The following is a 23,122-nucleotide window of genomic DNA, read 5'->3' as shown; positions in this document are numbered from 1 at the left end:
CTTCCAGGCGTCTTTATCTGGCAGCGGCGGAAGATGCGTCAAATTGCGAATGTTTATTCGGGCTATAAATCAGGCAAATACTGCTGGCGTGAAGCGTGCATCAACCCGTGGCCCGGTTATCCATCCGCACCGCGATAGCGCCAGAACGACGCCCCGCGCCCAATCAGAGGGCATAAGCCCGGCTAATACGGGGAATCAAAAATGCGAATTTGCCGGCATCTGCGTTGATGCGCATAAATGGCGGCGTCGGCTGACGACCGGCACCCCCGCCTCTGCGGCACAGACCGATGCTCGAACATCGGCGGCGCGGCGGCGGGCCACGCCCAGTAAAGGAGGACGCCCCATGTCAGAGTCACACGCATCTACCGTGACGCACCAGCCGGTGCGCGCGGCCACCGCCGCCTTCATCGGCACCGCCGTCGAGTTCTACGACTACTACACCTACGCCACCGCCGCCGCACTCGTACTGGGCGAGGTGTTCTTCCCGAGCAGCAACCACTTTCTGAGCACGATGGCGTCGTTCGCGACGTTCTTCGTCGGCTTCATTGCACGGCCGCTGTCTGGCGCGGTATTCGGCCATCTGGGCGACCGCATCGGCCGCAAAAAGATGCTGCTCGTGACGATGTTTCTGATGGGCATTGCCACCACGGGCATCGGCCTGCTGCCGGGCTACGCGACCATCGGCATCTGGGCGCCGATCCTGCTGGTGCTGCTGCGCGTGCTGCAAGGCATTGCGGTGGGCGGCGAATGGGGCGGTGCAGTGCTGATGGCAAGCGAGCATGCCCCCAAAACCAAGCGCGTGTTCTTCGCTTCGTTCCCGCAGATGGGCAGCCCGGTGGGGTTGATCCTGTCGTTGCTATCGTTCCGGCTGGTGTCGTCGCTTGATCATGAGAGCTTCATCACCTGGGGCTGGCGCCTGCCGTTCCTGGCGAGCTTCGTGCTGCTGCTCATGGGCGTGGCGATCCGCATGGGCGTAAAGGAATCACCCGAGTTCGAGCGCATGAAAAAGAACAACGAGGTGCTGGAGAACCCCGTGGGCGAAGTGCTGCGCACGGCGTGGCGCCCAATCGTGCTGGCGGCCATGGCCACCACCATCGGCTCGGCAGGGTTCTTCTTCACCAACACGTTCATGATTTCGTACGTGACCACGTACCTGGGCATGTCGAAGGCGTTGATTCTCGATTGCCTGTTTGTCGTGACGATCCTGCAACTGCTGTCGCAACCGGTGTCGGCGCTGCTGGCACAACGCTACGGCGACACGCGCTTCCTGACGTGGGCCGCGTTCATCTCGATGCTCACGCCGTATCCGATGTTCCTGCTGGTGAGCACGCAGAACCCGGTGGCGATGGTGGCGGGCATCACGCTGGCGGTGGTCACCCTGTCGGCTGTGTATGCCGTCATTGCAGGTTTCATGACGCCGGCCTTCCCGACCCGCGTGCGCTATTCCGGCATCTCGATCGCCTACCAGGTCTGCACGATGATTGCCGGCGGCACCACGCCGCTGATCGGCACGATGCTGGCCGAACGTTACACAGGCGAATGGTTGCCGCTGGCGCTGTTCTTTACGGTGCTCTCCGCCATCTCGCTCATCGGCATCATCGGTCTGGGCCGCTATCGCGACGGCAAGCAGCCTGAAGAAGCGGCTGCACTCGCCACGAATTGATGTCCACCTCCAACCGTATTCCCATGGAAGCCCAACACGTTTCGCTGCACACGCGCCGCCCGGCGGCGTTTTCTGAAGTCGAATGGCAGGTCCGTACCGATCTGGCCGCGCTGTACCGGCTGATCGACCATTTCCGCATGACGGACATGATCGATACGCACATCACCGCACGCCTGCCCGATGAGAACGGCAAACCAACGTTCCTCATCAACCGCTACGGCGTACTGTTCGGTGAGATGCGCGCATCCGACCTCGTCAAGATCGACCTGGACGGCAACGTCATCGACGAACGCGCTGATGCTGACCCGGAGCACTACGCCGTTAACGCGGCGGGCTTCACGATCCACTCGGCCATCCACGCCGCGCGCGATGACCTGCATTTCGTGGTGCACACGCATACGGCGGCGGGTATTGCGGTGTCCGCGCAGGAGCACGGCCTGCTGCCGATCAGCCAGCACGCGCTCAAGTTCTACGGCAAGCTCGCGTACCACGACTACGAGGGCATCGCGCTGGACCTGGGCGAGCGAGAACGCCTCGTGCACGATTTCGGGCAGCACAAGGCGATGATCCTGCGCAACCACGGCCTGCTGGCGGGTGGCAACACGGCAGCGGATGCGTTCCACGAGATCTACTTTCTCGAGCGCGCTTGCCAGGCACAAATCCAGGCACTGGCCGGTGGTACACCGCTGCGTTTTCCGCCCGAAGACGTTCGCCAGCGCACGGCCGCGCAGTTCAATCGTGAAGAGTCACCCGTGATCGCACGGCGTGCATGGCTCGCAGCGCTGCGGTTGATCGACACCTCCCGCTCCGATTATCGGAGTTAATGCGCCGGAGCTGACACGCATGACCACCCTCGCCCTCATCAGCCGCGACTACGACATGTCGCACCTGGTGCCATCCATCCTGCGCGCCGCACCGGAACTGGATGTGCGCATGTACGGCGAAGCCGCCGCGCAAGATGCGGAGATTGCCGTGTGCTGGAACCCGCCCGAAGGTGCCATCGCCGCAATGCCGCGCGTGCGCCTCGTCCACAGCATCGCCGCGGGCGTCGACAATATCCTCGTTGACCCGACACTGCCCGCGGTGCCGCTGTGCCGCGTGGTCGACCCGCAGCACACGCGCGGCATGGCGGAGTTCATCACCTGGGGGGTGCTGCATTTCCACCGGCAACTGGACCGCGTGCTCGCGAACCAGCGCAACGCCACGTGGTTCCGGCCCGAGCAGCAACACCCATCAACCTGCACTATCGGCGTGATGGGTTTGGGAGAGATCGGCTCCCACGTGGCTGGCGAACTGCATCGACTCGGCTTCAACGTGCGCGGCTGGGCACGGCAATCGCGTGATCTGCCGGGCATCGGCGTGTATTGCGGTGAGGCTGGGCTGCCGATGTTCCTGAAAGGAACCGACATTCTGATCTGCCTGCTGCCGCTGACCGACGCCACACGGGGCTTGCTGAACGCCAGCACGTTTGCGCGGCTCAAGCCCGGTGCCAAGCTGATTCATGTGGGGCGTGGCGAACACCTTGTCGCAGCCGATCTGCTGGAAGCGCTGCAAAGTGGCCATCTCGGCGGCGCCATCGTCGACGTATTCCCGAACGAGCCGCTGCCTGCAGACGACCCACTCTGGCGTGCGCCCAACCTGATCGTCACGCCGCACATGGCATCGGTGGCCAGTTCCGACACCATCGGCCTGCAGGTCGCGCAGAACGTGCGGCGCCTGCTCAAGGGCGAGGCGCTCGCCAACGTCGTCGATATTCAGCGCGGCTATTGATTGCCCGCCGTCTCCGGATAGCGCGCATCGATAAAGCGGTGCAGCGCTTCCAGGAACGCCGCTTCCGCCGCACTGAACTTGCGGTCGGCCATCCACAGCAAGTGCATGTCGACATCGGCCACGCCGTCTTCGGGCGGCAGGCGCTGCAGGCGGCCTTGATCGACGTCGTCCTGCGCCACGTGCTCGGGCAGACAGCCGATGCCGAAGCCCGCCACAATCAGCCGCCGAACCTCCCACATGCTCGATGACGAGCCAACCACCGGGCCGGTCAGGCCCATCTCGTCGCGAAAGAACGTGAGCATCGAGAGCGGATCGCCGATCTTGTCGCCAGTGAAGGAGACGAACTTCTCGCCCGCCAGATCGGCAATCTGCACATCCGTCTTGCCAAACAGCGCGTGGTATTGCCCGCAGAACAAGGCGTAGCGCTGGCGCAGGAACAACCGGTGCTCGATCTTCTTCGGCAGCGCGCGCTTGGGTGACAGGCCCAGCGTGGCCGTGCGCAGCTCAAGGCTGCGGACCACATCAGCGCTGCGCATCTCCTGGCATTCGAGTTCGATACGCGGGTAGTCGCGGTGAAAGCGCCCGAGAAAAGCGTCGTAATCGGGAAAATCCAAGCCGCTGACGATGGCCACACGCACCATACCGGCAATCCCATGGTCGCCCTCACCGCTCGCCTGCGACAGGCGCGAGATGGTGCCGTAGACCTCCTCAGCAATCTGGCGGACTTCCTCCCCTGCGCGGGTGATCTCAATGGGGTTGGCCTGGCGGTCGATCAACTGCAGGCCGAGCTGGTCTTCCAGCCGCTTCAGCGCTTGGCTCACGGCGGGCTGCGTCAGGTGTAGACGGGTTGCCGCGCGGCTGATGCTGCGCTCCCGCGCGATGGCAAGGAAGGTGCGCAGCAGATTCCAGTCGAGGCGGTCGTTGAGATAAGTGTCGAGCTTGGCCTTGCTCATGCGGCGTATTGCGTAGGGGGCGTGGGGGATTTGAAGGTGTTTGGCCAATGCAAGCCATGTGCCAAGCAGAGGCTAACCGCCCGCTAATCCGGCATCGACTAGAATCCTACCCTTTCCGACCGTGCCCGCGAAGTTCACCCCAGCATGGAATCCCGCATTGTTTCTTCCCGCCCCCGTTCGCCTTGGATAGCGCTGCTCGTCGTTGCGCTCATCGCCGTGTTTCTGGCGCTCTGGACGGACGACCTGTTCCAGCGCTCCACCCTGTTCCGCCCCGATGAAGGTCGCTATGCGGAGATCCCGCGCGAGATGGTGGTCTCCGGTGATTGGGTGACGCCACGCCTGAACGACCTCAAGTACTTCGAGAAGCCGCCCCTGCAGTACTGGACGACGGCGGCTACCTTCCAGGCATTCGGCATCAACGCCTGGGGCGCGCGCCTGTGGCCGCTCCTGTTTGGCCTGGGCGGCATCGTGATGACGGCGTGGACGCTAGCGGTCTATCGTGGCGGGCGCGCGGCGGCAACCGGCGCGGCGATCCTCGCGTCGTCGCTGCTGTATCTGCTGTTCGGGCAGGTGATCACGCTTGATATGGGCGTGGGCTTCTTCCTGACGGTGGGCGCGTGCGGCTTTGCGCTGGCGCAGCGGTCAGGCGCATCACGTGGTGGGCGACTTGGGTGGATGCTGGTGGTCTGGCTTGCACTGGCCGGCGCCACGCTCACCAAGGGCTTGATCGGGCTGGTGCTGCCCGGGCTGATCGGCGTGGCCTACCTCCTGATGACGCGCGACTGGGCGCTGATCCGCCGCATGCACTGGCTGCCGGGCCTGGCGCTGTACCTGATCGCCACAGTGCCGTGGTTCGTGATCGTGCAGCAGCGCAACCCCGAGTTTTTCGACTTCTTCTTCATCCACGAGCACTTCCAGCGCTTCCTGACCAACGAGCACCATCGCAGCGGCAAGTGGTGGTACTTCATTGCGGTGGGTGCAGCCGGGCTGTTGCCGTGGACGCCACTGCTCTTCACCGCCATCGGCAGACGCATCGGCCGTGTAGCCGATCTGTTTGTCGGCACGCGGGAGTTCGACCTCATGCGCTGGTCGATCGCGTGGACGGCAATGATCTTCTTGTTCTTCTCGGTCTCCAGCTCCAAGCTGCCGGGCTACATCGTGCCGGCCTTCCCAGCCTTGGCGATCATCCTGGCGCTGACGCTGGAGAAGATGCCGACCCGTGCCGTTGCATGGGCGCTGGGCGTGAACCTGTTGATCGCCGTCGGGTTGTGGTTTGCGGTGCCTGTGATCGGCGCGAAGGCGGGTGCCAAGATGCCAGCCGAGCAGGTGGCACAGGCCATGCCGATGCTGCGCGAAGTGATGGCGATGCTGGCCGTCGGCACGCTGGCCGCGCTGCTGGCCCTGCGTTGGCAGCGGCGCACACTGGCGGTGATCGTGCTATCGCTCTCCGCCCTGTTCTGTTGGGATCGTATTCTCAATGGCAGCGAAATCTTCCGCGACGCGCTCTCCGCGCGCGATCTCATCGAGAAGACGCAACAGGCCGTCGGGCCGATTCCCGCCGAGATGCCGTTCTACTCGGTCGAATGGCTGGACCAGACCGCCATCTACTACCTGGGCCGCCCGATGACGCTGGTTTCCGGCTTTGACGAGCTGGAAATGGGCGCTGGCCTGGAGCCGAACAAGGTGGTCGCCACCACCGACGAATGGATCAAGCGCTGGACCGACGGCCCGCCCGCCTATGCCTTCATGCGCCGCGTGACGTGGCAGAAGCTGCAGGCCGCTGGCGTGCCGATGCGGCTGGTAGCGGAATCCGCCGACAAGGTGGTGGTGGCGCGCCGGTAAGCACGCCTGACGCCTCACCAACGCAAAAATAAAGGGCCGCATCTGCGGCCCTGTTTTCATGGTGCGAGCGGTCTTACCACGTGCAACTGCCGCGCAGGAAAGCCCATTCCTCGCATTCGTCTCCGCCGGGGCTCACACACGTGCCCACTTCGGCGCCGTTGGCGCGGGTGGAGAACTCAAGCTGCCCGCCACGCTGCAAGCAGTACTCCGAAGCCGGATTGGCCATGCCGACATTGGAGCGCGGCGGCTCGGTTGTCATGCCGGCAGGCGGCGTAGCCGGCGCCACCATTGAAGGCCGCGCGATCGGCGGCTGTTTGGGCTGGGGCGAGACCGGCGGCGGTGCAGGCTGGAAGGTGGTCTGCGGCGATTGCCAGGGCGGCATGGGCGATGAACAGGCCGCCAACCCCAGTGCCAGCATCGACGCGGCAACAACGACAATCCTGCGACCCTTGCCGGCATCCTTGATGACCTTGGCGAGACAGACTGCGCGATCCATGCGTTTTCCTCCCGAGGGTTCTGGTTCAGCGCACACAACAAGCGTGCTTGACCGCCTAAGGATAGCTTACGAAATCGCGCGTCCGTGTGTCAGGCTGCCGCAGCCGGCGCGGGAAACCGCATGGTGACGCGGAAACCCGGCGTTGACGCGTCGCCTGCTGCCGGCCCGATCGAAAGGTCGCCGCCCAGGTGCCGCACCAGCCGGTCGACAATGGCCAAGCCCAACCCGCAGTGCGCATTGCCGCCGCGCGCCGGGTCCAAGCGGACGAACGGGCGCATCACCCGATCAAAATCAGCCGAGGGGATGCCAGCGCCGTGGTCCTCCACCGTCAGCGTAAAGCCAAGCTCATCCGATGCAGTACAGACGTTGACGGGCGCCGCGCCGTAGGCAAACGCGTTGTCGAGCAGATTGACGACGATGCGCTCCAGGTGCGTCGGCTTGAGGCGGAAGCGGTCTCCGGCATGCAAATCCAGCGCAACGTGCTTGCCCTGCTCGGCAAACGGCTGCACCAGCCCGCGCAAATGGCGATCAACCGTCACCTCACGCGCCTCGCTGTCGCCGCTCTGCGCATAGGCGAGAAACTGCTCGACAATGGCCGACATGGATTCGACATCGCGCTCGATGCCGGCGCCGGCCTTTTGGTCGGCCAGCATCTCGGCGCGCAGGCGCAGGCGTGAAAGCGGCGTTTTCAGGTCATGCGCAATGCCGGCCAGCATGGTGTTGCGCTCTTCATCCGTGGCCGACAAATCGGCGGCCATGTGGTTGAACTGGTCAGTCAACTGGCGCAGCTCGTACGGACCGCGCTCCTTGAGCGGGGCCACGTAGCGGCGCCGGGCCAGCGCACCGGCAGCCTCGGCCAGCGCGCGCACCGGGCGCTGGATCTGCCACGCAGCAAATAGTGAGAACGCAATGGCGATCGCCAGCACCACCATCACCCCCGGCACGACGGCCGAGATGGTGGGCGGCGCGTGCACCCACACGAGCGGCATGGCGATCCATTTGTCGCGCTGCGGAAAACGCACGAACACCCGGGGGGTGGCCGCCGTCTCCAACCGCAGTTCCGTGCCGGCGGGCAGGCGGCGGGCAAGCTGCCGCGCAAGTTCGGCGGATTTGTCCGACGCCGACAACGCATCGCCGGCCGGCGCCTCACTGGTTTCGATCACAAGGTCAGGCAGCTTCGCACGCAGGTGACCATCCATTACCGCCTGGAAGGCCTGCAACTGGAACGCCATCTGGTCGACCGAGGCCTGGTACTGCCGCTCGCGCCGCTCCGAACGCAGCACGCCGAGCCACGAGAAATGGCTCAGCACCAGCACCACCACGATCAGCCCAGCCAGCCGGCCGAACAGCGTGTCGAATCTAGTCTTGAACTTCATTGACCTCTTCCCGCTCGTCCGGCACGAAGGTGTAGCCGCGACCGCGTACCGTCTGGATGTAGCGCGGGCGCTGGGCATCCTCATCCAGCACGCGGCGCAGGCGCCAGATCTGCACGTCGATGCCACGGTCGGACACACCGCTGCCCGGGCCGTACATCAGCTCGACGATGTGCTCGCGCGTGAGCACCTGCATGGCATGCGCAATCAGCAGCTTGAGCAGCGCGAACTCGGTATCGCTGATGGACAAGGCGCGATCGCCGCGAAACAGCGTGCGCATGCGGAAGTTGAGCTTGAACGGGCCGAACGCGAAGCTGTCGCGGTCTTCCGGCGCGGAAGCCGGTACCGCCTGGCGGCGGCGCAGTACGGCGTTGATGCGGGCCAGCAGCTCTCGCGGCGAGAACGGTTTGCCGAGGTAATCGTCCGCACCGATCTCCAGGCCGATGATGCGATCGATCTCGTCGCTGCGCGCGGTGAGCAGGATGACCGGCACGTCGTCGTTGCGGGCGCGCAGGTCACGCAGGGCCGACAGGCCGTCCACCTTGGGCATCATCAGGTCAAGTACCACGAGTGCCGGGCGCTCGCGCTCGAGCCGGGCGGCCAGGCCCTCACCGTCGTGCATGACGGACACGGCAAAGCTCTGCTGGGTCAGGTATTCGCGTAGCAGGTCGCGCAGTTCGACGTCGTCATCGACGACCAGGATCTTGGTGCCGCTCATGTCTGGGAGAAGACGCTTGGAAGTGTGCTCATGATAACGATTGTCACGCGCGCGAAGCGTCGATGCACTTACGCCATATTGTTTCTCGCGGTAACAGCAGAATGGGTTTGTAATCTGACGTAATACAACCCGCTGCGCGACTAATTCTGCGCAAAGACGATGCCCTTAAGCTGCGGTCTGACTGGAATGAGCGCCGGGTATCATGTGCGCTCGTCCCCATATTGATCCAACCAGGAAGCACGACATGTCCGAGGCGATGGACCCCGAACGCGATAACGGCGGCAACAATAAGAACGCCGGCCACAAAGATGCGGAACACGGCACGCACGAGACACGCGATGGAGTCTCGCCGACGCTGCTCCCTCCGCCGCGCGAAGGCGGCAAGCGCCGACGCTGGGTCATCTGGGTGGTGCTCGTCATCCTGGTGCTGATCGGCTATGCGGTCTATCACGCCACGCACCGCAACGCCGGCGGCCCCGGTGGCGCGGGCCGAGGCGGCTCGGGCGGACGCGGCGCCGCCATGGCCAACAAGCCTATGCCGGTGATGGTCGCCTCCGCTGCCAAGGGCGACATCAACGTGGTGCTCTCTGCACTGGGCAACGTCACCCCCGTCAACAACGTGACGGTCAAGACACGCGTTGACGGTCAGCTTGTGCGCCTCGCCTTTACGGAAGGCCAAACGGTCAAGGCTGGCGATCTGCTTGCCGAAGTCGACCCGCGCACGTATCAAGCCCAGCTTGAGCAGGCCGAAGGCCAACTGGCGCGCGACCAGGCACTGCTGCAGAACGCACGCCTGGATCTCCAGCGCTATCAGACGCTGCTGTCGCAAGACTCGATCGCCAAGCAACAGGTCGATACGCAGGCCTCGCTGGTGCGCCAGTATGAAGGCACCGTCAAGCTGGACCAGGGCAATGTCGACAACGCACGCGTACAGCTCTCGTACACGCGCATCACCGCACCGGTATCGGGCCGCGTCGGCCTGCGTCAGGTAGACCCGGGCAACATCGTGCATGCGTCGGACACCAACGGCATCGTCGTCATCACGCAGATCGACCCGATCACCGTCATCTACTCCATCCCCGAAGACAGCCTGCCCAAGGTCATGCCGCGCCTGCAATCGGGCGACAAGCTGCCGGTGGACGCGTGGGACCGTGCCCAGACCACGGTGCTCGCACACGGCGTGCTCATGACGGTGGACAACACCATCGACAACACCACAGGCACGGTCAAGCTGCGCGCACAGTTCCCGAACCAGAATGCCGCGCTGTTCCCCAACCAGTTTGTCAACGTGCGCATGCGCGTCGACACGTTGCACGATCAGGTGATCGTGCCGGGCGCCGCCATCCAGCGCGGCACACAAGGCACGTTCGTCTACGTCGTGGGCGCAGACAACAACGTGACGCTGCGCGTGGTCAAGCTGGGCGTGACCGAAGGCGAACGTGTCTCGATCACCAACGGTCTGCAACCCGGCGAGCGTGTGGTCATTGACGGGGCCGACAAGCTGCGCGATGGCGCACCGGTGGAAGTGATCCAGCCGGGTGCCGCGCCCGCCAGCGCCCCTGCTGCGAACCAGGGCCACCAGGGTGGTCAAGGGCAAGGTCAACGCCATCGCCGTGGCCAGGGCGGCGCTTCGGCACCCGCTGCCAGCGCCCCTGCAGCCAAGCCATAAGCGCCGCGCACATCCGCCTGACGAAGTCTTCTGTTCCGAGCTGGCATGAATCCCTCTCGATTGTTTATCCTCCGGCCCGTGGCGACCACCCTGCTGATGGTCGCCATCCTGCTGTCGGGCCTGGTGGCATACCGGATGCTGCCGCTCTCTGCGCTGCCCGAGGTCGACTACCCGACCATCCAGGTGACGACGCTGTACCCGGGCGCAAGCCCGGACGTGATGACGTCGTCCATCACCGCGCCGCTGGAGCGGCAGTTCGGCCAGATGCCGGGCCTGAAGCAGATGACGTCGTCCAGCTCGGGCGGTGCCTCGGTCATCACGCTGCAGTTTGATCTGTCGCTCTCGCTCGACATTGGCGAGCAGGAAGTACAGGCGGCCATCAACGCAGCCGGCAACCTGCTACCGAGCGACCTGCCGATGCCGCCGATCTACAGCAAGGTCAACCCGGCCGACGCGCCAATCCTGACGCTGGCGATCACCTCCAAGACGATGCCGTTGCCCAAGCTGGAAGACCTGGTCGACACGCGCATCGCACAAAAGCTTTCGCAACTGCCGGGCATTGGCCTGGTGAGCATCAGCGGCGGCCAGCGGCCTGCTGTGCGCATCCAGGCCAATACATCGGCGCTGGCGGCACTGGGGCTGTCGATCGACGACATCCGCACCGCCATCGGCACGGCCAACGTGAATGGCGCCAAGGGCAGCTTTGACGGCCCGATGCGCGCGTCCACGATTGACGCCAACGACCAGCTCAAGTCCGCTGCCGAATACAACAAGATGATCGTCGCCTACAAGAACGGCGCGCCCATCCGCTTGAGCGACGTGGCGCAGGTCATCGATGCTGCCGAGAACAGCAAGCTGGCCGCCTGGGCCAACAGCACGCCCGCCATCATCCTGAACGTGCAGCGCCAGCCGGGTGCCAACGTGATCGAGGTGGTGAACCGCGCCAAGGCGCTGCTGCCGCAGTTGAAGGACACGCTGCCCGGCAACGTGGAGGTGGCCGTGCTGACAGACCGCACTACCACCATCCGCGCATCGGTGTCCGACGTGCAGTTCGAGCTGTTGCTGGCCGTGGCGCTGGTGGTGATGGTGATCTTCCTGTTCCTGCGCAACGTGCCGGCCACGTTCATTCCGGCCGCAGCGGTGCCGCTGTCGCTGGTGGGCACGTTTGGCGTGATGTACATGGCCGGGTTCTCGATCAACAACCTGACGCTGATGGCGTTGACCATCGCCACCGGTTTCGTGGTGGACGACGCCATCGTCGTCATCGAGAACATCGCCCGCTACATTGAAGAGGGCGATCCGCCCATGGAGGCCGCGCTCAAGGGCTCCAAGCAGATCGGCTTCACCATCATCTCGCTCACCTTCTCGCTGATTGCGGTGCTGATTCCGCTGCTGTTCATGGGCGACGTGGTGGGGCGTCTCTTCCGCGAGTTCGCCATCACGCTGGCGGTGTCGATTTTGATCTCGGCGGTGGTGTCGCTCACGCTCACGCCGATGATGTGCGCGCGCCTGCTCCGCCATATTCCCGAGGCCGAACAGACCTGGTTCTACCACGCCGCCGGCGGGTTCTTCGACAAGGTAATCGCCCAGTATGGCCGCATGCTGCAGTGGGTGCTCGACCGCCAGAAGAGCACGCTGCTGGTCGCCATCGGCACGCTGGTGCTGACGGGTGTGCTGTACGTGGTGGTGCCCAAGGGCTTCTTCCCGGTGCAGGACACGGGGGTGATCCAGGGCATCTCGGATGCTTCGCAGTCGATCTCGTTCTCGGCCATGGCCGAGCGGCAGCAGAAGCTGGCCGAGGTGGTGCTGAAAGACCCGGCGGTGGAAAGCCTGTCGTCGTTCATTGGCGTGGATGGCACGAACACCACGCTCAACAGCGGCCGCATGCTGATCAACCTGAAGCCGAAGGACGAGCGCGACGCCGATGCGAGCGAGATCATCCAGCGTCTGCAGCCCGAGCTGGCCAAGGTGGCAGGGATCTCGCTGTACATGCAGCCGGTGCAGGACTTGACGATTGAAGACCGCGTCAGCCGCACGCAATACCAGTTCACGGTGGAGGACCCGGACCCGGCCAACCTGTCGAAGTGGGTGCCCAAGCTGGTCGAGCGCCTGAAGCAGACACACGAGCTGCGCGACGTGGCGAGCGACTTGCAGGACAACGGCCTGCGCGCCTACGTGCAGGTGGACCGCGACAAGGCGGCCGTCTACGGCATCACGATGGCGGCGGTCGACAGCGCGCTGTACAGCGCCTACGGCCAGCGGCTGGTGTCGACCATCTTCACGCAGTCGAACCAGTACCGCGTGGTGCTGGAGAACGACCCGGGCATGCACGCCGGCCCGCAATCGCTGTACGACCTGCACGTGCCTTCCAGCGGCACCGGCGGATCAGGCGTGCAACAGATTCCGCTGGGCGCCTTTGCCACGGTGGTCGAGCAACCGGGCTCGCTGGTGGTGAATCACCAGGGCCAGTTCCCGTCGGCCACGATCTCGTTCAACGTGGCGCCGGGTGCATCACTGGGTGCGGCCGTTGAGACCATCAAGGCCGTCGAGCAGGAAATCGGCCTGCCGCTCAGCATGGCGACCAGCTTCCAGGGTGCGGCGCTGGCCTTCCAGGCCGCCCTGTCCAACCAGTTGTGGCTGATTCTGGCCGCCATCATCACGATGTACATCGTGCTGGGCGTGCTGTACGAAAGCACCATCCATCCGGTGACGATCCTGTCGACGCTGCCCTCGGCCGGTGTCGGCGCGCTGCTGTCGTTGCTGGTTGCCGGCAAGGACATGGGCATCATTGGGATCATCGGGATCATCCTGCTGATCGGTATTGTCAAGAAGAACGCGATCATGATGATCGACTTCGCGCTGGAGGCCGAGCGCGAGCAAGGCATGAAACCGCGCGACGCCATCTATCAAGCGTGTCTGCTGCGCTTCCGCCCCATTCTGATGACGACCATGGCAGCCCTGCTGGGCGCGCTGCCGCTGATGCTGGGCACAGGTGTGGGCTCGGAGCTGCGCCAGCCGCTGGGGATCACGATGGTGGGCGGCCTGCTGGTCAGCCAAGTGCTGACACTGTTTACCACGCCGGTCATCTACCTGGCGTTCGACAGCCTGGGCCTGCGCCTGCGCAACTGGCGTGAACGCCGCGCCGCCGCCCGTGGCCACGGCACGCCGGGCGCCGATCAACACGGCAGCCAGTCATGAACCTGTCCGCCACCTTTATCGCGCGGCCGGTTGCTACGGCGCTGCTGACCATTGGCGTGGCGCTGGCAGGCATGGCGGCGTTCCGGTTGCTGCCGGTGTCCCCGCTGCCGCAGGTGGATTTTCCAACCATCTCGGTCAGTGCATCGCTGCCCGGTGCCAGCCCCGAGACGATGGCCGCCACCGTGGCCACGCCGCTGGAACGTTCCCTCGGTCGCATTGCCGGCATTACGGAGATGACGTCGTCCAGCTCACTGGGCTCGTCGCGCATCACGCTGCAGTTTGATCTGTCGCGTGACATTGATGGCGCGGCACGCGATGTGCAGGCCGCCATCAACGCGTCGCGCAGCCTGCTGCCCTCGGGTCTGCCGAGCAACCCGACGTATCGCAAGGTCAACCCGGCCGACGCGCCGATCATGATCCTGGGGCTCACGTCCGACACCATGTCGCGCGGTGAGCTGTACGACGCCGCGTCGAGCATCCTGGCGCAGAAGCTGTCGCAGATCTCGGGTGTGGGCCAGGTGACCATCGGCGGCGCTTCGCTGCCGGCGGTGCGCGTGGAGCTGAACCCGACGGCGTTGAACAAGTACGGCATTTCGATGGAGACCGTGCGCACCATCATCACCTCCACCAACGCCAACCGGCCCAAGGGCATGGTGGAATCCGGCGACCGGGTGTGGACGATCTTCGCCAACGATCAGGCCAAGAAGGCCGCCGAGTACAAGCCGCTGATCATCGCGTACAACAACGGCGCACCGGTGCGGCTGTCCGATGTGGCAGACGTGACCGATGGCGTGCAGGACATCCGCAACTATGGCTCGGCCAACGGCAAGGCGTCGGTCCTGCTGATCATCAGCCGGCAGCCGGGCGCCAACATCATCGACACCGTCGATGCCATCAACGAGACCCTGCCCTATCTGCGCAACACCATTCCCGCCCAGATCAACCTGGACGTGATGATGGACCGCACCCCCACCATTCGCGCTTCGCTCAAGGACGTGGAGCGCACGCTGGTGCTGTCGATTGCGCTGGTGATCATGGTGGTGTTCCTGTTCTTGCGTAACGTGCGGGCCACGCTCATCCCGAGCGTGGCGGTGCCGGTGTCGCTGATCGGCACGTTCGGGGTGATGTACCTGTGCGGCTACAGCCTCGACAACCTCTCGCTCATGGCGCTGACGGTGGCGACCGGCTTCGTGGTCGACGATGCCATCGTGGTGCTGGAAAACGTCTCGCGCCACATCGAGAACGGCATGCGGCCGATGCAGGCGGCGCTCAAGGGCGCGCGCGAGGTCGGCTTCACGGTCGTATCGATGAGCTTCTCGCTGATTGCCGTGTTCATTCCGCTGCTGCTGATGGGCGGCATTGTCGGGCGGTTGTTCCGCGAGTTTGCGGTCACGCTGTCGGTGGCCATCCTGGTGTCGCTGGTGGTCTCGCTCACCACCACGCCGATGATGTGTGCACGGCTGCTCAAGCCCGCCAATGAAGAGGAGTACGGCTGGTTCCACCGCAAGACCGAGGGCTTCTTCACCTTCCTGCTCGACATCTACCGCAACTCGCTGGCCTGGGCGCTGCGCCATAGCTGGCTCACGCTGCTGATCCTGTTTGCCACGGTGTGCCTGAACGTCTATCTGTACATCATCGTGCCCAAGGGCTTCTTCCCGCAGCAGGACACGGGCCGCGTGATCGGTTTCATCCAGGCTGACCAGGCGATCTCGTTCCAGGCGATGCGCACCAAGCTGACGGACTTCATCACCATCGTGCGGCAAGACCCCGCGGTAGAGAACGTGGTGGGCTTCACGGGCGGCAGCCAGCGCAACACCGGGCAGATGTTCCTGCAGCTCAAGCCGCTGGCCGAGCGCAAGCTGTCGGCCGACCATGTCATCAACCGGTTGCGTGGCAAGCTCGCACAGGAGCCCGGCGCAACGCTGTTCCTGCAATCGGTACAGGACATCCGCGTAGGCGGCCGCGCCAGCAACGCGCAGTATCAGTACACGCTGCAGGCGGACGACCTGAACGAGCTGCGCGAATGGGATCCGAAGATCAAGCAGGCGCTCACGCAGGTGAAATCGCTGACGGACGTCAACACCGATACGCAGGACAAGGGCCTGCAGACCTCGCTTGTGATCGATCGCGACAAGGCCAAGTCGCTCGGCATCAATCCGGCTGATATTGACAACGCGTTGAACGATGCATTCGGTCAGCGTCAGGTATCGACCATCTACAACCCGCTCAACCAGTACCGGGTGGTGATGGAGGCCGCACCGCAGTACTGGCAGAACCCAGAAGGCCTGCGCGACATCTACGTCATCACGTCGTCGGGCACGCAGGTGCCGCTGTCCACCTTCTCGCACTACGAGCCCACCAGTACGGCCCTGGCTGTCAACCACCAGGGGCAATTCGCGGCCAGCACGATCTCGTTCAACCTGGCGCCCGGGGCGTCGCTATCGGGCGCGACGCGGGACATTCAGGACACCATGGACCGCATCGGCGTGCCGACTTCGGTGCACGGCAGCTTCCAAGGCACCGCCAAGGCATTCCAGGATTCGCTCTCCAGCCAGCCGGTGCTGATCCTGTTTGCGCTCATCACCATCTACATCGTGCTGGGCGTGCTGTATGAGAGCTACGTGCACCCGATCACGATTCTCTCGACACTGCCGTCAGCCGGTGTGGGGGCGCTGCTGGCGCTGATCATTACCGATACGGACTTCTCGATCATCGCGCTGATCGGCGTGATCCTGCTGATCGGCATCGTCAAGAAGAACGCGATCATGATGATCGACTTCGCGCTTGAGGCGGAGCGCAGCCAGGGCATGAGCCCGGCGGATGCGATCTTCCACGCCTGCGTGCTGCGCTTCCGGCCGATCCTGATGACGACGATGGCCGCCCTGCTCGGCGCCCTGCCCCTCGCGCTCGGCCACGGCGACGGCGCGGAGCTGCGCACGCCGCTGGGGATCTCCATCGTCGGCGGGCTGCTGGTCAGCCAGATCCTGACGCTCTACACCACGCCGGTGGTCTATCTGGCGCTGGACCGCCTGCGCCTGCGCCGCGCCGGTCGCAGTAAAGACGCACCGTTGCCCAGTTTGGATTCGCAAGGAAGCTCGACATGACAAGAGGCACCCAAGCCCACCGCACACCCCGCCTGCTGCCGCGCATGCTTGCGCTGGCCGCCTGCGCGCTCGTGACCGCCTGTGCGGTCGGCCCCGACTACAAGCGCCCCGATACCGAGGTGCCGCAGCAGTACAAGGAAGCCGGCGACTGGAAAGTCGCCACGCCCAATGACGCCATTGCCCGCGGCAAGTGGTGGGAGATCTTCAACGATCCGCAGTTGAACGCGCTGGAAGAACAGGTGGCGGCGGCCAACCAGAACATCGCGGTGGCGGAAGCACAGTACCGCCAGGCGCAGGCGCTGGTGCAATCGGCACAGGCAGCGTTCTTCCCGACGCTCGGTGCCAGTGCGTCGGCCACGCGTAGCCGTTCGGTGCGTACCACGGTCAACCCGGACGGCAGCCTGTCGGTCGGCAACCCGAGCCTGCAGAACTCGCAGAGCCTGTCACTCAACGCGAGCTGGGAGCTGGATCTGTGGGGCAGCGTCCGCCGCAACGTGGAGTCCAACAAGGCCAGTGCCCAAGCCAGCGCGGGAGACCTGTCGTCCGCCCTGCTCTCAGCGCAAGCCACGCTGGCGCAGGACTATTTTCAATTGCTGGTCACGGATACGCAGAAGGCCGTTCTGCAGCGTACCGTGGCCGACTATGAGCGCTTCCTGAAGCTCACGGAAAACCAGTACGCCGTGGGCGTGGCGCAGCGCTCCGATGTGCTGACCGCGCAAACGCAGCTCAAGCAGGCACAAGCGTTGCTGCTGGACACCGAAGTCACGCGCGCCCAGCTCGAACACGCGATTGCCGTGCTGATCGGCAAACCGCCGGCGGAGTTCTCGCTGGCACCGTCAAAGGCAACCAACGTCTACGAACTGCCGACGCTGCCCAGTATTCCGCTGGAGATTCCGTCCGCCGTGCTGGAGCGCCGCCCCGACGTGGCCGCAGCCGAGCGCCGCATGGCAGCCGCCAACGCGCAGATCGGCGTGGCCAAGGCGGCCTTCTTCCCGACGCTCACGCTCGGCGCCTCGGCCGGACTCTCGGTCAACACGCTCTCGCGCCTGGCAACGCTGCCCAGCCGCATCTGGTCGATTGGCCCGACACTGGCTGCGACGCTGTTCGATGGTGGCGCACGCTCGGCCGCCCTGGACAAGGCGGGCGCCGCCTATGACGGCTCGGTGGCCACGTATCGCCAAACCGTGCTCGGGGCGTTCCAGGACGTTGAAGACAACCTGGCAGCCCTGCGCTGGCAGACCAAGGAATTCGATGTGCAAGCCGATGCGGTCAAGGCCGCCCAGGAGGCCGCGCAACTCAACCTCAACCGGTACCGCGCGGGTACCGTCAGCTTCCTCGACGTGATCACTGCGCAGGGAACCGCCTACAACGCCGAGCGCACGCTGCTCACGCTGCAGGGCAAGCAATATTCGGCGGCGATCCTGCTGGTCAAGGCGCTGGGCGGCGGCTGGCACGGCGAAGTGCCGGTGGTTGGCCAGGCTGCGCTGCAACCCGCTTCTGCGCCTGCCGCACAGTAAATCCCTACATCCCCTCTCTGTTGCCGGCGGTCGACGTTTCGCCGCCGGCAATGTCTCCTTGTGCGTAGGGTCGTACACGCAGCGCGGGTATTCCCCCTATAATCGTCAGAATTTTTTAAGCCTAGTCTGATTGCGTTGGGCGCGTAAATTGCGTTAGCCCCATCGCTGTCACGGTCGTCTGTTTGTCTGCCGCCATGTCCGCTGCGCGCGTGGCCGGCCGCTGCCGTTGCCGTAAATCGCGCGCTGCACAACCGCTTCTGCCGCTCTCTCTGATGATCCGATCGACACTTCCCCGCTCTGCCAAGCTGATGGCTGCCGCACTCGGCGCCGCCTCGCTGTTCGCTGCCCTGCCCGCCCAGGCCGATCCGTCCGTGCGCGTCATCTACGGCAAGGACAACCGCCACGGCATTGAGAAGTACGGCGTTGATCTGGACTTCGATTCGGGCTTCCACTGGGGCAACCCGGAAGGCTGGTTTGTCAACCTGGACTGGGAAGTGGCACTGGGCCAATGGCGCTCGACCAAGGGCACCAACCGTCAGAACCTGACCGAGTTTGGCGTGACGCCGCTGTTCCGCATTGAAAAGCGCGGTGGCTCGTGGGTACCGTTCATCGAGGCCGGCGTCGGCCCGCGTCTGCTGTCGCACACCCGCACGTCGGATGAGCATAACTTCAGCACGGCCTTCCAGTTCTCCGACATGATCGGCGTGGGCGTGGCCTTCGGCAGCAAGCAACAGTTCCAGATGGGCTATCGCTTCGAGCACCTCTCGAACGCGTCGATCAAGCGCCCGAACCCGGGTACGGACCTGAACGAGCTGTACTTGCGCTACACGTTCTGAACCGTTGATCAACCGGTCACGTTCCTGGCCGGGATTCATGCCAGGAACGGCACTGCTTGACGTCTCTGTCAGCCATCAGCACTTAGCCCAGCCTGCAAGGCCGGGCTTTTTGCTTTCTGGATTCCATATTGACCCTACGCAGGCAGCAGCTTGAGCAGGTCTTCATAAAGTGCTCGCGGCACCTCAACACCCATCTCATCGCTCTTGGCACGTGCAGCGTAGCGACGCTGCGATGGCAAGCGCGCCCCCTGGCTCGTGATGGCCTCGAACAGGGCCTCGGCCCGTTGCAGATAATCGCCGGCGCGCTCGCCCAGGAAGGCATTGGGATCCAGCGCCAGAAGCAGTTCGCCGTGACACGGTGTGGCCCCCGCGCCTGCGTCGAACGCCATGGACTCCGCGCTGGTCATGTCGCCGATCAGCGGCCCGGCCATCAACTCGATCATCGCCGCCAAGGCCGAGCCCTTGTGGCCCCCGAACGTCAGCATGGCTCCTTTCAGGGCAGCGAGGGGGTCGGTCGTGGGGTGGCCATCGGTGTCGATGGCCCAACCTTCCTGCAACGCCTTGCCTTGCCGGCGGTGGAGCTCGATGTCCCCCCTGGCAATCGCGCTGGTCGCGAAATCGAAAACGAATGGCGCCCTCCCTGGGCGCGGCCAGGCGAACGCGAGGGGATTGGTCCCGAACACCGGCTTGCTTCCACCGGCGGGGGCCACCCAAGCGTGGCTGGGCGTCATGGCCATCGCGACCAGGCCTTCGCTCGCCAGCCTTTCCACTTCCGGCCAAAGAGCAGAAAAATGAAAACAGCGATTGATGGCCATGGCCGCCAGGCCGCACGCCCGGGCCTTCTGGACAAAGAGAGGCAGGCCAGTCTGAAACGCTAGCAGCGAGTTGCCAAAGCGCGCATCGACCCGGACGATGGATGCCGCCTGGTCGACGAGTTCAGGAACCGAGTGACCATCGACCTTCCCATGGCGAATGGTATGAACACACACCAGCAGGCGATACAGCCCGTGGGACTGGCAATCGTCGCGCTGGCCTGCAACGATCACCTCTGCGATCGCCTTGCTGTGCGCCTCGGAATACCCGTTCGCTTGCAGAACGTTGAGCGAAAGCTCACGTACCTCCGCAAGCGAAAGTTGGACGGTTTGCGACATCGATGTGCATGCCTCCCGATGAGATGCTGACCGTACGGTTATGCCATCTGGAGCAGCCAATCCGGCGCATCCTGAAGCGCTACAGGTCGGAGAAAGCGCTGCAATGCAGCGTACCCGACTGACGTGGTTTGGGGCGCTGTGGAAGCCGGCCACGGTCCACCGTGTTGCTGCGCGCGTGTCACGGACACCCCGGTCGGCACCCCAGAAAACAGTACACGCCCACCAATGTTCAAAGCTGCCCGCACGATCTCGCGATTTTCGCGACTGTCGCTGTCGGCGCCCCAGATCGTTACGGTAAGCGTTCCCTTGATCGCGGCAAGCACGTCCGGAATTTTGCTGGCGGATGGCACCGTCACCACCACGGCTGCCGGCCCGAACATTTCCTCGTGAAGGCCTGGATCCGAGATGAAAGCGGCACTGGTCGCCCTGAACAGCCGAGGGGCCGGGCCCGCGCCGGCTTCGTCCCCCTGCACGACCACCTGAACGTTGACATTAGCCTTGACACGCGCAGCAGCGTCTTCGAAACCGTTACGGATGTCTTGGCTCAGCATGCGATGCGTCGATTGCCCCGACAACGCATCGCTCAGCGCAGCAACGAACTCGCGCCCGCGCTGGTCATCGACGACGACGACAATCCCGGGGCTCGTGCAGAACTGCCCACAACCTTGCAGGATCGACGCCGCCAACGCCTTGGCCGGGCCAGCCACATCCAGATGCAACGCCGCCGGGAGCGCCACCACAGGGTTGATCGAGCCAAGCTCGCCAAAGAAGGGAATCGGAATTTCCCGTTCATTGGCGGCTCGCCACAGTGCCACGCCGCCCTGATAGGAACCCGTGAAGGCGACTCCAGCGACAAGAGGATGCTTGACCAGATAGATATTGGCGTCGCGCGACATCTCGCAATCGAGCATGGAGAACACTCCCTCCTCTACCCCTTGCGCTCGAAGGACATCTGCCGCTAGCTGCGCAACCGCAGTCGAAAGCCGCGGATGCCCGGCGTGCGGTTTCACGATGACCGGGCAGCCGGCCGCCAATGCCGAAGCCGTATCACCGCCCAGGACAGAAAACGCGAACGGAAAGTTGCTTGCCGCAAACATGGCAATCGGACCAATCGGGACCAGCACTCGCGTCAGATGCGGGCGCCCAGACGGCGGCGGACCGGGAATGGCTTCATCGTCCAGCCTGGCATAGGGCACTCGCGCCAGGACTTCTTCCGCGAAGCCCCGTAGCTGGAAAGACGTGCGAGCGATTTCGCCCATCAGCCGTGCGTTGCCGAGGCCCGTTTCCTCGTCGGCCAACACGGCGAGTTCGCTCGCATGCGCGTCAAGCGCATCGGCCAATGCGCGCAACAATCCGCTGCGCTCCGATGGACTTGAATGCGCCCATGCCGCACTGGCCCCATGGGCACGCGCCGCGTGCTGATCGATGATCGCGTAAACCTGATTCTGTTCGGAAGAGTGCATGAGTTGATACGAGAAGACTGACGGTAGCGCCGGAAGCAACAGGAACACAGAGGTGTCCTGCATCACGGGGCAAACGAGGAGCGTTAGCGTGAATACACCCGAAGGCACCCGATATGGCGGCCTTCGGGGTGACGCCGAATCAAACGGTGTTAGCCGTCAAGGCCCTCTGACCACGCGCGATACCACGCGCGGAACAACGCGTACTGTTTCTCTGCATAGTTGCGTTGCGCATCGCTCAGCACGTCCGTCTCATTGAAATGGAGCGTGTATTCCTTGTCGCCGTTCAGAACCATCAGGTGCTTGTAGAACAGGACGAGATCGGTGCCTTCGTCAAAGGATGACAAGACATTCAGGGCCGCATCCAACTCCCTGGCCAGGCGACGGGCCTTGACATCCCCCTTGGCCGCTTGCTTGCTCAGCTTGACCAATTGCAGAACTTCACGTGGCAACGCGTTGCCGATGCCGGTGATCGCGCCCGTAGCGCCGCAGTTCACGAACCCGTGGAATACCTGCGTGTCGACGCCTGCCATCAGGATCACGTTTTCGTCTTGCGACGTAATGTTTTCTGCGGCGTAGCGCATGTCCGCCGCACCACCGAACTCCTTGAAACCAATCAGGTTCGGGAACTGCCGGCGGAGTTCGAAGAACAGATCAGCGCGGGTCGCAAAGCCATAGTACGGGCTGTTGTAGATCACTGCGGGCAGGCTGGGTGCCGCAGCGAGAATGGCGGAGAAATGCGCCTTTTGTGCGGCAGGAGAAGCCCCTCGCGACAAAACGCGCGGAATGACCATCAGGCCCTGCGCCCCAACCTCGGCGGCATGCGCTGCGTGCGAGACGGCTTCCTTCGAATTGACGGCGCCAGTCCCGACAATGGTTGGAACACCAGCCGCAACAAGACGGGCCACCCCTTCCTGTCGCTGCGCCTCGGTCAGCAGCGGCCAATCCCCCATCGACCCGCAGTAAACGACGGCGCTCATGCCGAGTTCAACGAGCTCCAATCCCTTGGCGACAAGCGCGTCGAAGTCCGGCTTGCGCTCAGGCGTGCAAGGGGTCATGAGTGCGGGGATCGTACCCTCAAAAATCTTGGAAGACATCACGCGGTCCTGAAAGTCAGAAAGTTTCAAAAAGAGCGGCATCACGGGTGCCCCGGAGCTGCATCAGCGATGTTGGCGCGCCGGCTTAGCGGCCAACATTTATGCATATTGTATAAAATAAGAGAGAAGGACGGCGCGCGAATTGATCAGGGTTTACCTTCAGATGCGCGAAGCCCGATCTGCTCTACTTGCCAGATCTCAAGCCTGATTACCTTCTATACGGGCCGCGACACGCCTTTCTTGCATTGGCCAGACTCCCCTTCTTTAGGCTGGGA

At 64.1% G+C, this 23,122-nt stretch carries 16 protein-coding genes; 9 read left to right on the top strand and 7 right to left on the bottom strand.

The features are described 5' to 3' along the window. Positions 1-343 precede the first annotated feature (343 nt). Genes PI87_RS15280 through PI87_RS15270 form a run of 3 tightly spaced genes read left to right on the top strand, consistent with a single transcriptional unit; the run spans position 344 to position 3,433 of the window. A complete protein-coding gene (locus PI87_RS15280) occupies positions 344-1,663 on the top strand; it encodes an MFS transporter (RefSeq protein WP_039598547.1) in 1,320 nt (439 codons plus the stop codon). A gap of 23 nt (positions 1,664-1,686) precedes the next feature. After that, the gene (locus tag PI87_RS15275) at positions 1,687-2,487 is read left to right on the top strand and encodes a class II aldolase/adducin family protein (protein ID WP_039598592.1); all 801 of its coding nucleotides are present in this window, start codon (positions 1,687-1,689) and stop codon (positions 2,485-2,487) included. A 19-nt stretch (positions 2,488-2,506) separates the two neighbouring features. Next, a complete protein-coding gene (locus PI87_RS15270) occupies positions 2,507-3,433 on the top strand; it encodes a 2-hydroxyacid dehydrogenase (protein WP_039598546.1) in 927 nt (308 codons plus the stop codon). Here the strand turns inward: PI87_RS15270 and PI87_RS15265 are convergent. Next, complete coding sequence (locus PI87_RS15265; RefSeq protein ID WP_039598545.1) at positions 3,427-4,386, bottom strand: LysR family transcriptional regulator; 960 nt, start codon at positions 4,384-4,386, stop codon at positions 3,427-3,429. The two genes, PI87_RS15270 and PI87_RS15265, sit on opposite strands and share 7 nt — an antisense overlap. Before the next feature lie 144 nt (positions 4,387-4,530). Between PI87_RS15265 and PI87_RS15260 the strand changes: the two genes are divergently transcribed. Continuing rightward, positions 4,531-6,228 (top strand): ArnT family glycosyltransferase, encoded by a 1,698-nt coding sequence (locus PI87_RS15260; RefSeq protein ID WP_052321554.1) that lies wholly within the window; start codon positions 4,531-4,533, stop codon positions 6,226-6,228. Between the two features lie 73 nt (positions 6,229-6,301). Here PI87_RS15260 and PI87_RS15255 read toward each other — a convergent pair whose 3' ends face one another. From PI87_RS15255 to PI87_RS15245, 3 genes are all read right to left on the bottom strand, one after another. Further along, positions 6,302-6,724 (bottom strand): putative hemolysin, encoded by a 423-nt coding sequence (locus PI87_RS15255; RefSeq protein WP_039598544.1) that lies wholly within the window; start codon positions 6,722-6,724, stop codon positions 6,302-6,304. Positions 6,725-6,813: 89 nt separating this feature from the next. Then, positions 6,814-8,100, bottom strand: coding sequence for an ATP-binding protein (locus PI87_RS15250; RefSeq protein ID WP_039598543.1), 1,287 nt, complete (start codon positions 8,098-8,100; stop codon positions 6,814-6,816). Further along, positions 8,084-8,815: a response regulator gene (locus tag PI87_RS15245; protein ID WP_039598542.1), complete on the bottom strand. Its 732-nt coding sequence runs from the start codon at positions 8,813-8,815 to the stop codon at positions 8,084-8,086. The genes PI87_RS15250 and PI87_RS15245 overlap by 17 nt, the downstream gene beginning before the upstream one ends. Before the next feature lie 244 nt (positions 8,816-9,059). Between PI87_RS15245 and PI87_RS15240 the strand changes: the two genes are divergently transcribed. From PI87_RS15240 to PI87_RS15220, 5 genes are all read left to right on the top strand, one after another. Further along, positions 9,060-10,484, top strand: coding sequence for an MdtA/MuxA family multidrug efflux RND transporter periplasmic adaptor subunit (locus PI87_RS15240; RefSeq protein WP_039598541.1), 1,425 nt, complete (start codon positions 9,060-9,062; stop codon positions 10,482-10,484). 45 nt (positions 10,485-10,529) lie between these two features. Then, positions 10,530-13,682 (top strand): MdtB/MuxB family multidrug efflux RND transporter permease subunit, encoded by a 3,153-nt coding sequence (locus PI87_RS15235; RefSeq protein WP_039598540.1) that lies wholly within the window; start codon positions 10,530-10,532, stop codon positions 13,680-13,682. After that, a complete protein-coding gene (locus PI87_RS15230) occupies positions 13,679-16,786 on the top strand; it encodes a multidrug efflux RND transporter permease subunit (protein ID WP_039598539.1) in 3,108 nt (1,035 codons plus the stop codon). The genes PI87_RS15235 and PI87_RS15230 overlap by 4 nt, the downstream gene beginning before the upstream one ends. Continuing rightward, positions 16,783-18,303 carry an AdeC/AdeK/OprM family multidrug efflux complex outer membrane factor gene (locus tag PI87_RS15225; RefSeq protein ID WP_039598538.1) on the top strand — a complete coding sequence of 507 codons (1,521 nt, stop codon included), beginning with the start codon at positions 16,783-16,785 and terminating at the stop codon, positions 18,301-18,303. Before PI87_RS15230 ends, PI87_RS15225 begins: the two co-directional genes overlap by 4 nt. A gap of 272 nt (positions 18,304-18,575) precedes the next feature. Further along, the gene (locus tag PI87_RS15220) at positions 18,576-19,139 is read left to right on the top strand and encodes an acyloxyacyl hydrolase (protein ID WP_039598590.1); all 564 of its coding nucleotides are present in this window, start codon (positions 18,576-18,578) and stop codon (positions 19,137-19,139) included. Between the two features lie 134 nt (positions 19,140-19,273). Here PI87_RS15220 and PI87_RS15215 read toward each other — a convergent pair whose 3' ends face one another. From PI87_RS15215 to PI87_RS15205, 3 genes are all read right to left on the bottom strand, one after another. Next, positions 19,274-20,290 (bottom strand): Ldh family oxidoreductase, encoded by a 1,017-nt coding sequence (locus tag PI87_RS15215; RefSeq protein ID WP_039598537.1) that lies wholly within the window; start codon positions 20,288-20,290, stop codon positions 19,274-19,276. Between the two features lie 38 nt (positions 20,291-20,328). After that, positions 20,329-21,801, bottom strand: coding sequence for an aldehyde dehydrogenase (NADP(+)) (locus PI87_RS15210; protein WP_232314002.1), 1,473 nt, complete (start codon positions 21,799-21,801; stop codon positions 20,329-20,331). Positions 21,802-21,902: 101 nt separating this feature from the next. Further along, positions 21,903-22,847: a dihydrodipicolinate synthase family protein gene (locus tag PI87_RS15205; protein ID WP_039598536.1), complete on the bottom strand. Its 945-nt coding sequence runs from the start codon at positions 22,845-22,847 to the stop codon at positions 21,903-21,905. Between the last annotated feature and the right edge of the window lie 275 nt (positions 22,848-23,122).

The organism is Ralstonia sp. A12 (assembly GCF_000801955.1).
Taxonomy (GTDB): Bacteria; Pseudomonadota; Gammaproteobacteria; order Burkholderiales; family Burkholderiaceae; genus Ralstonia.
The sequence above is the reverse complement of the archived record's forward strand: the minus strand, read 5'-3'. Positions and strand labels throughout refer to the sequence as shown.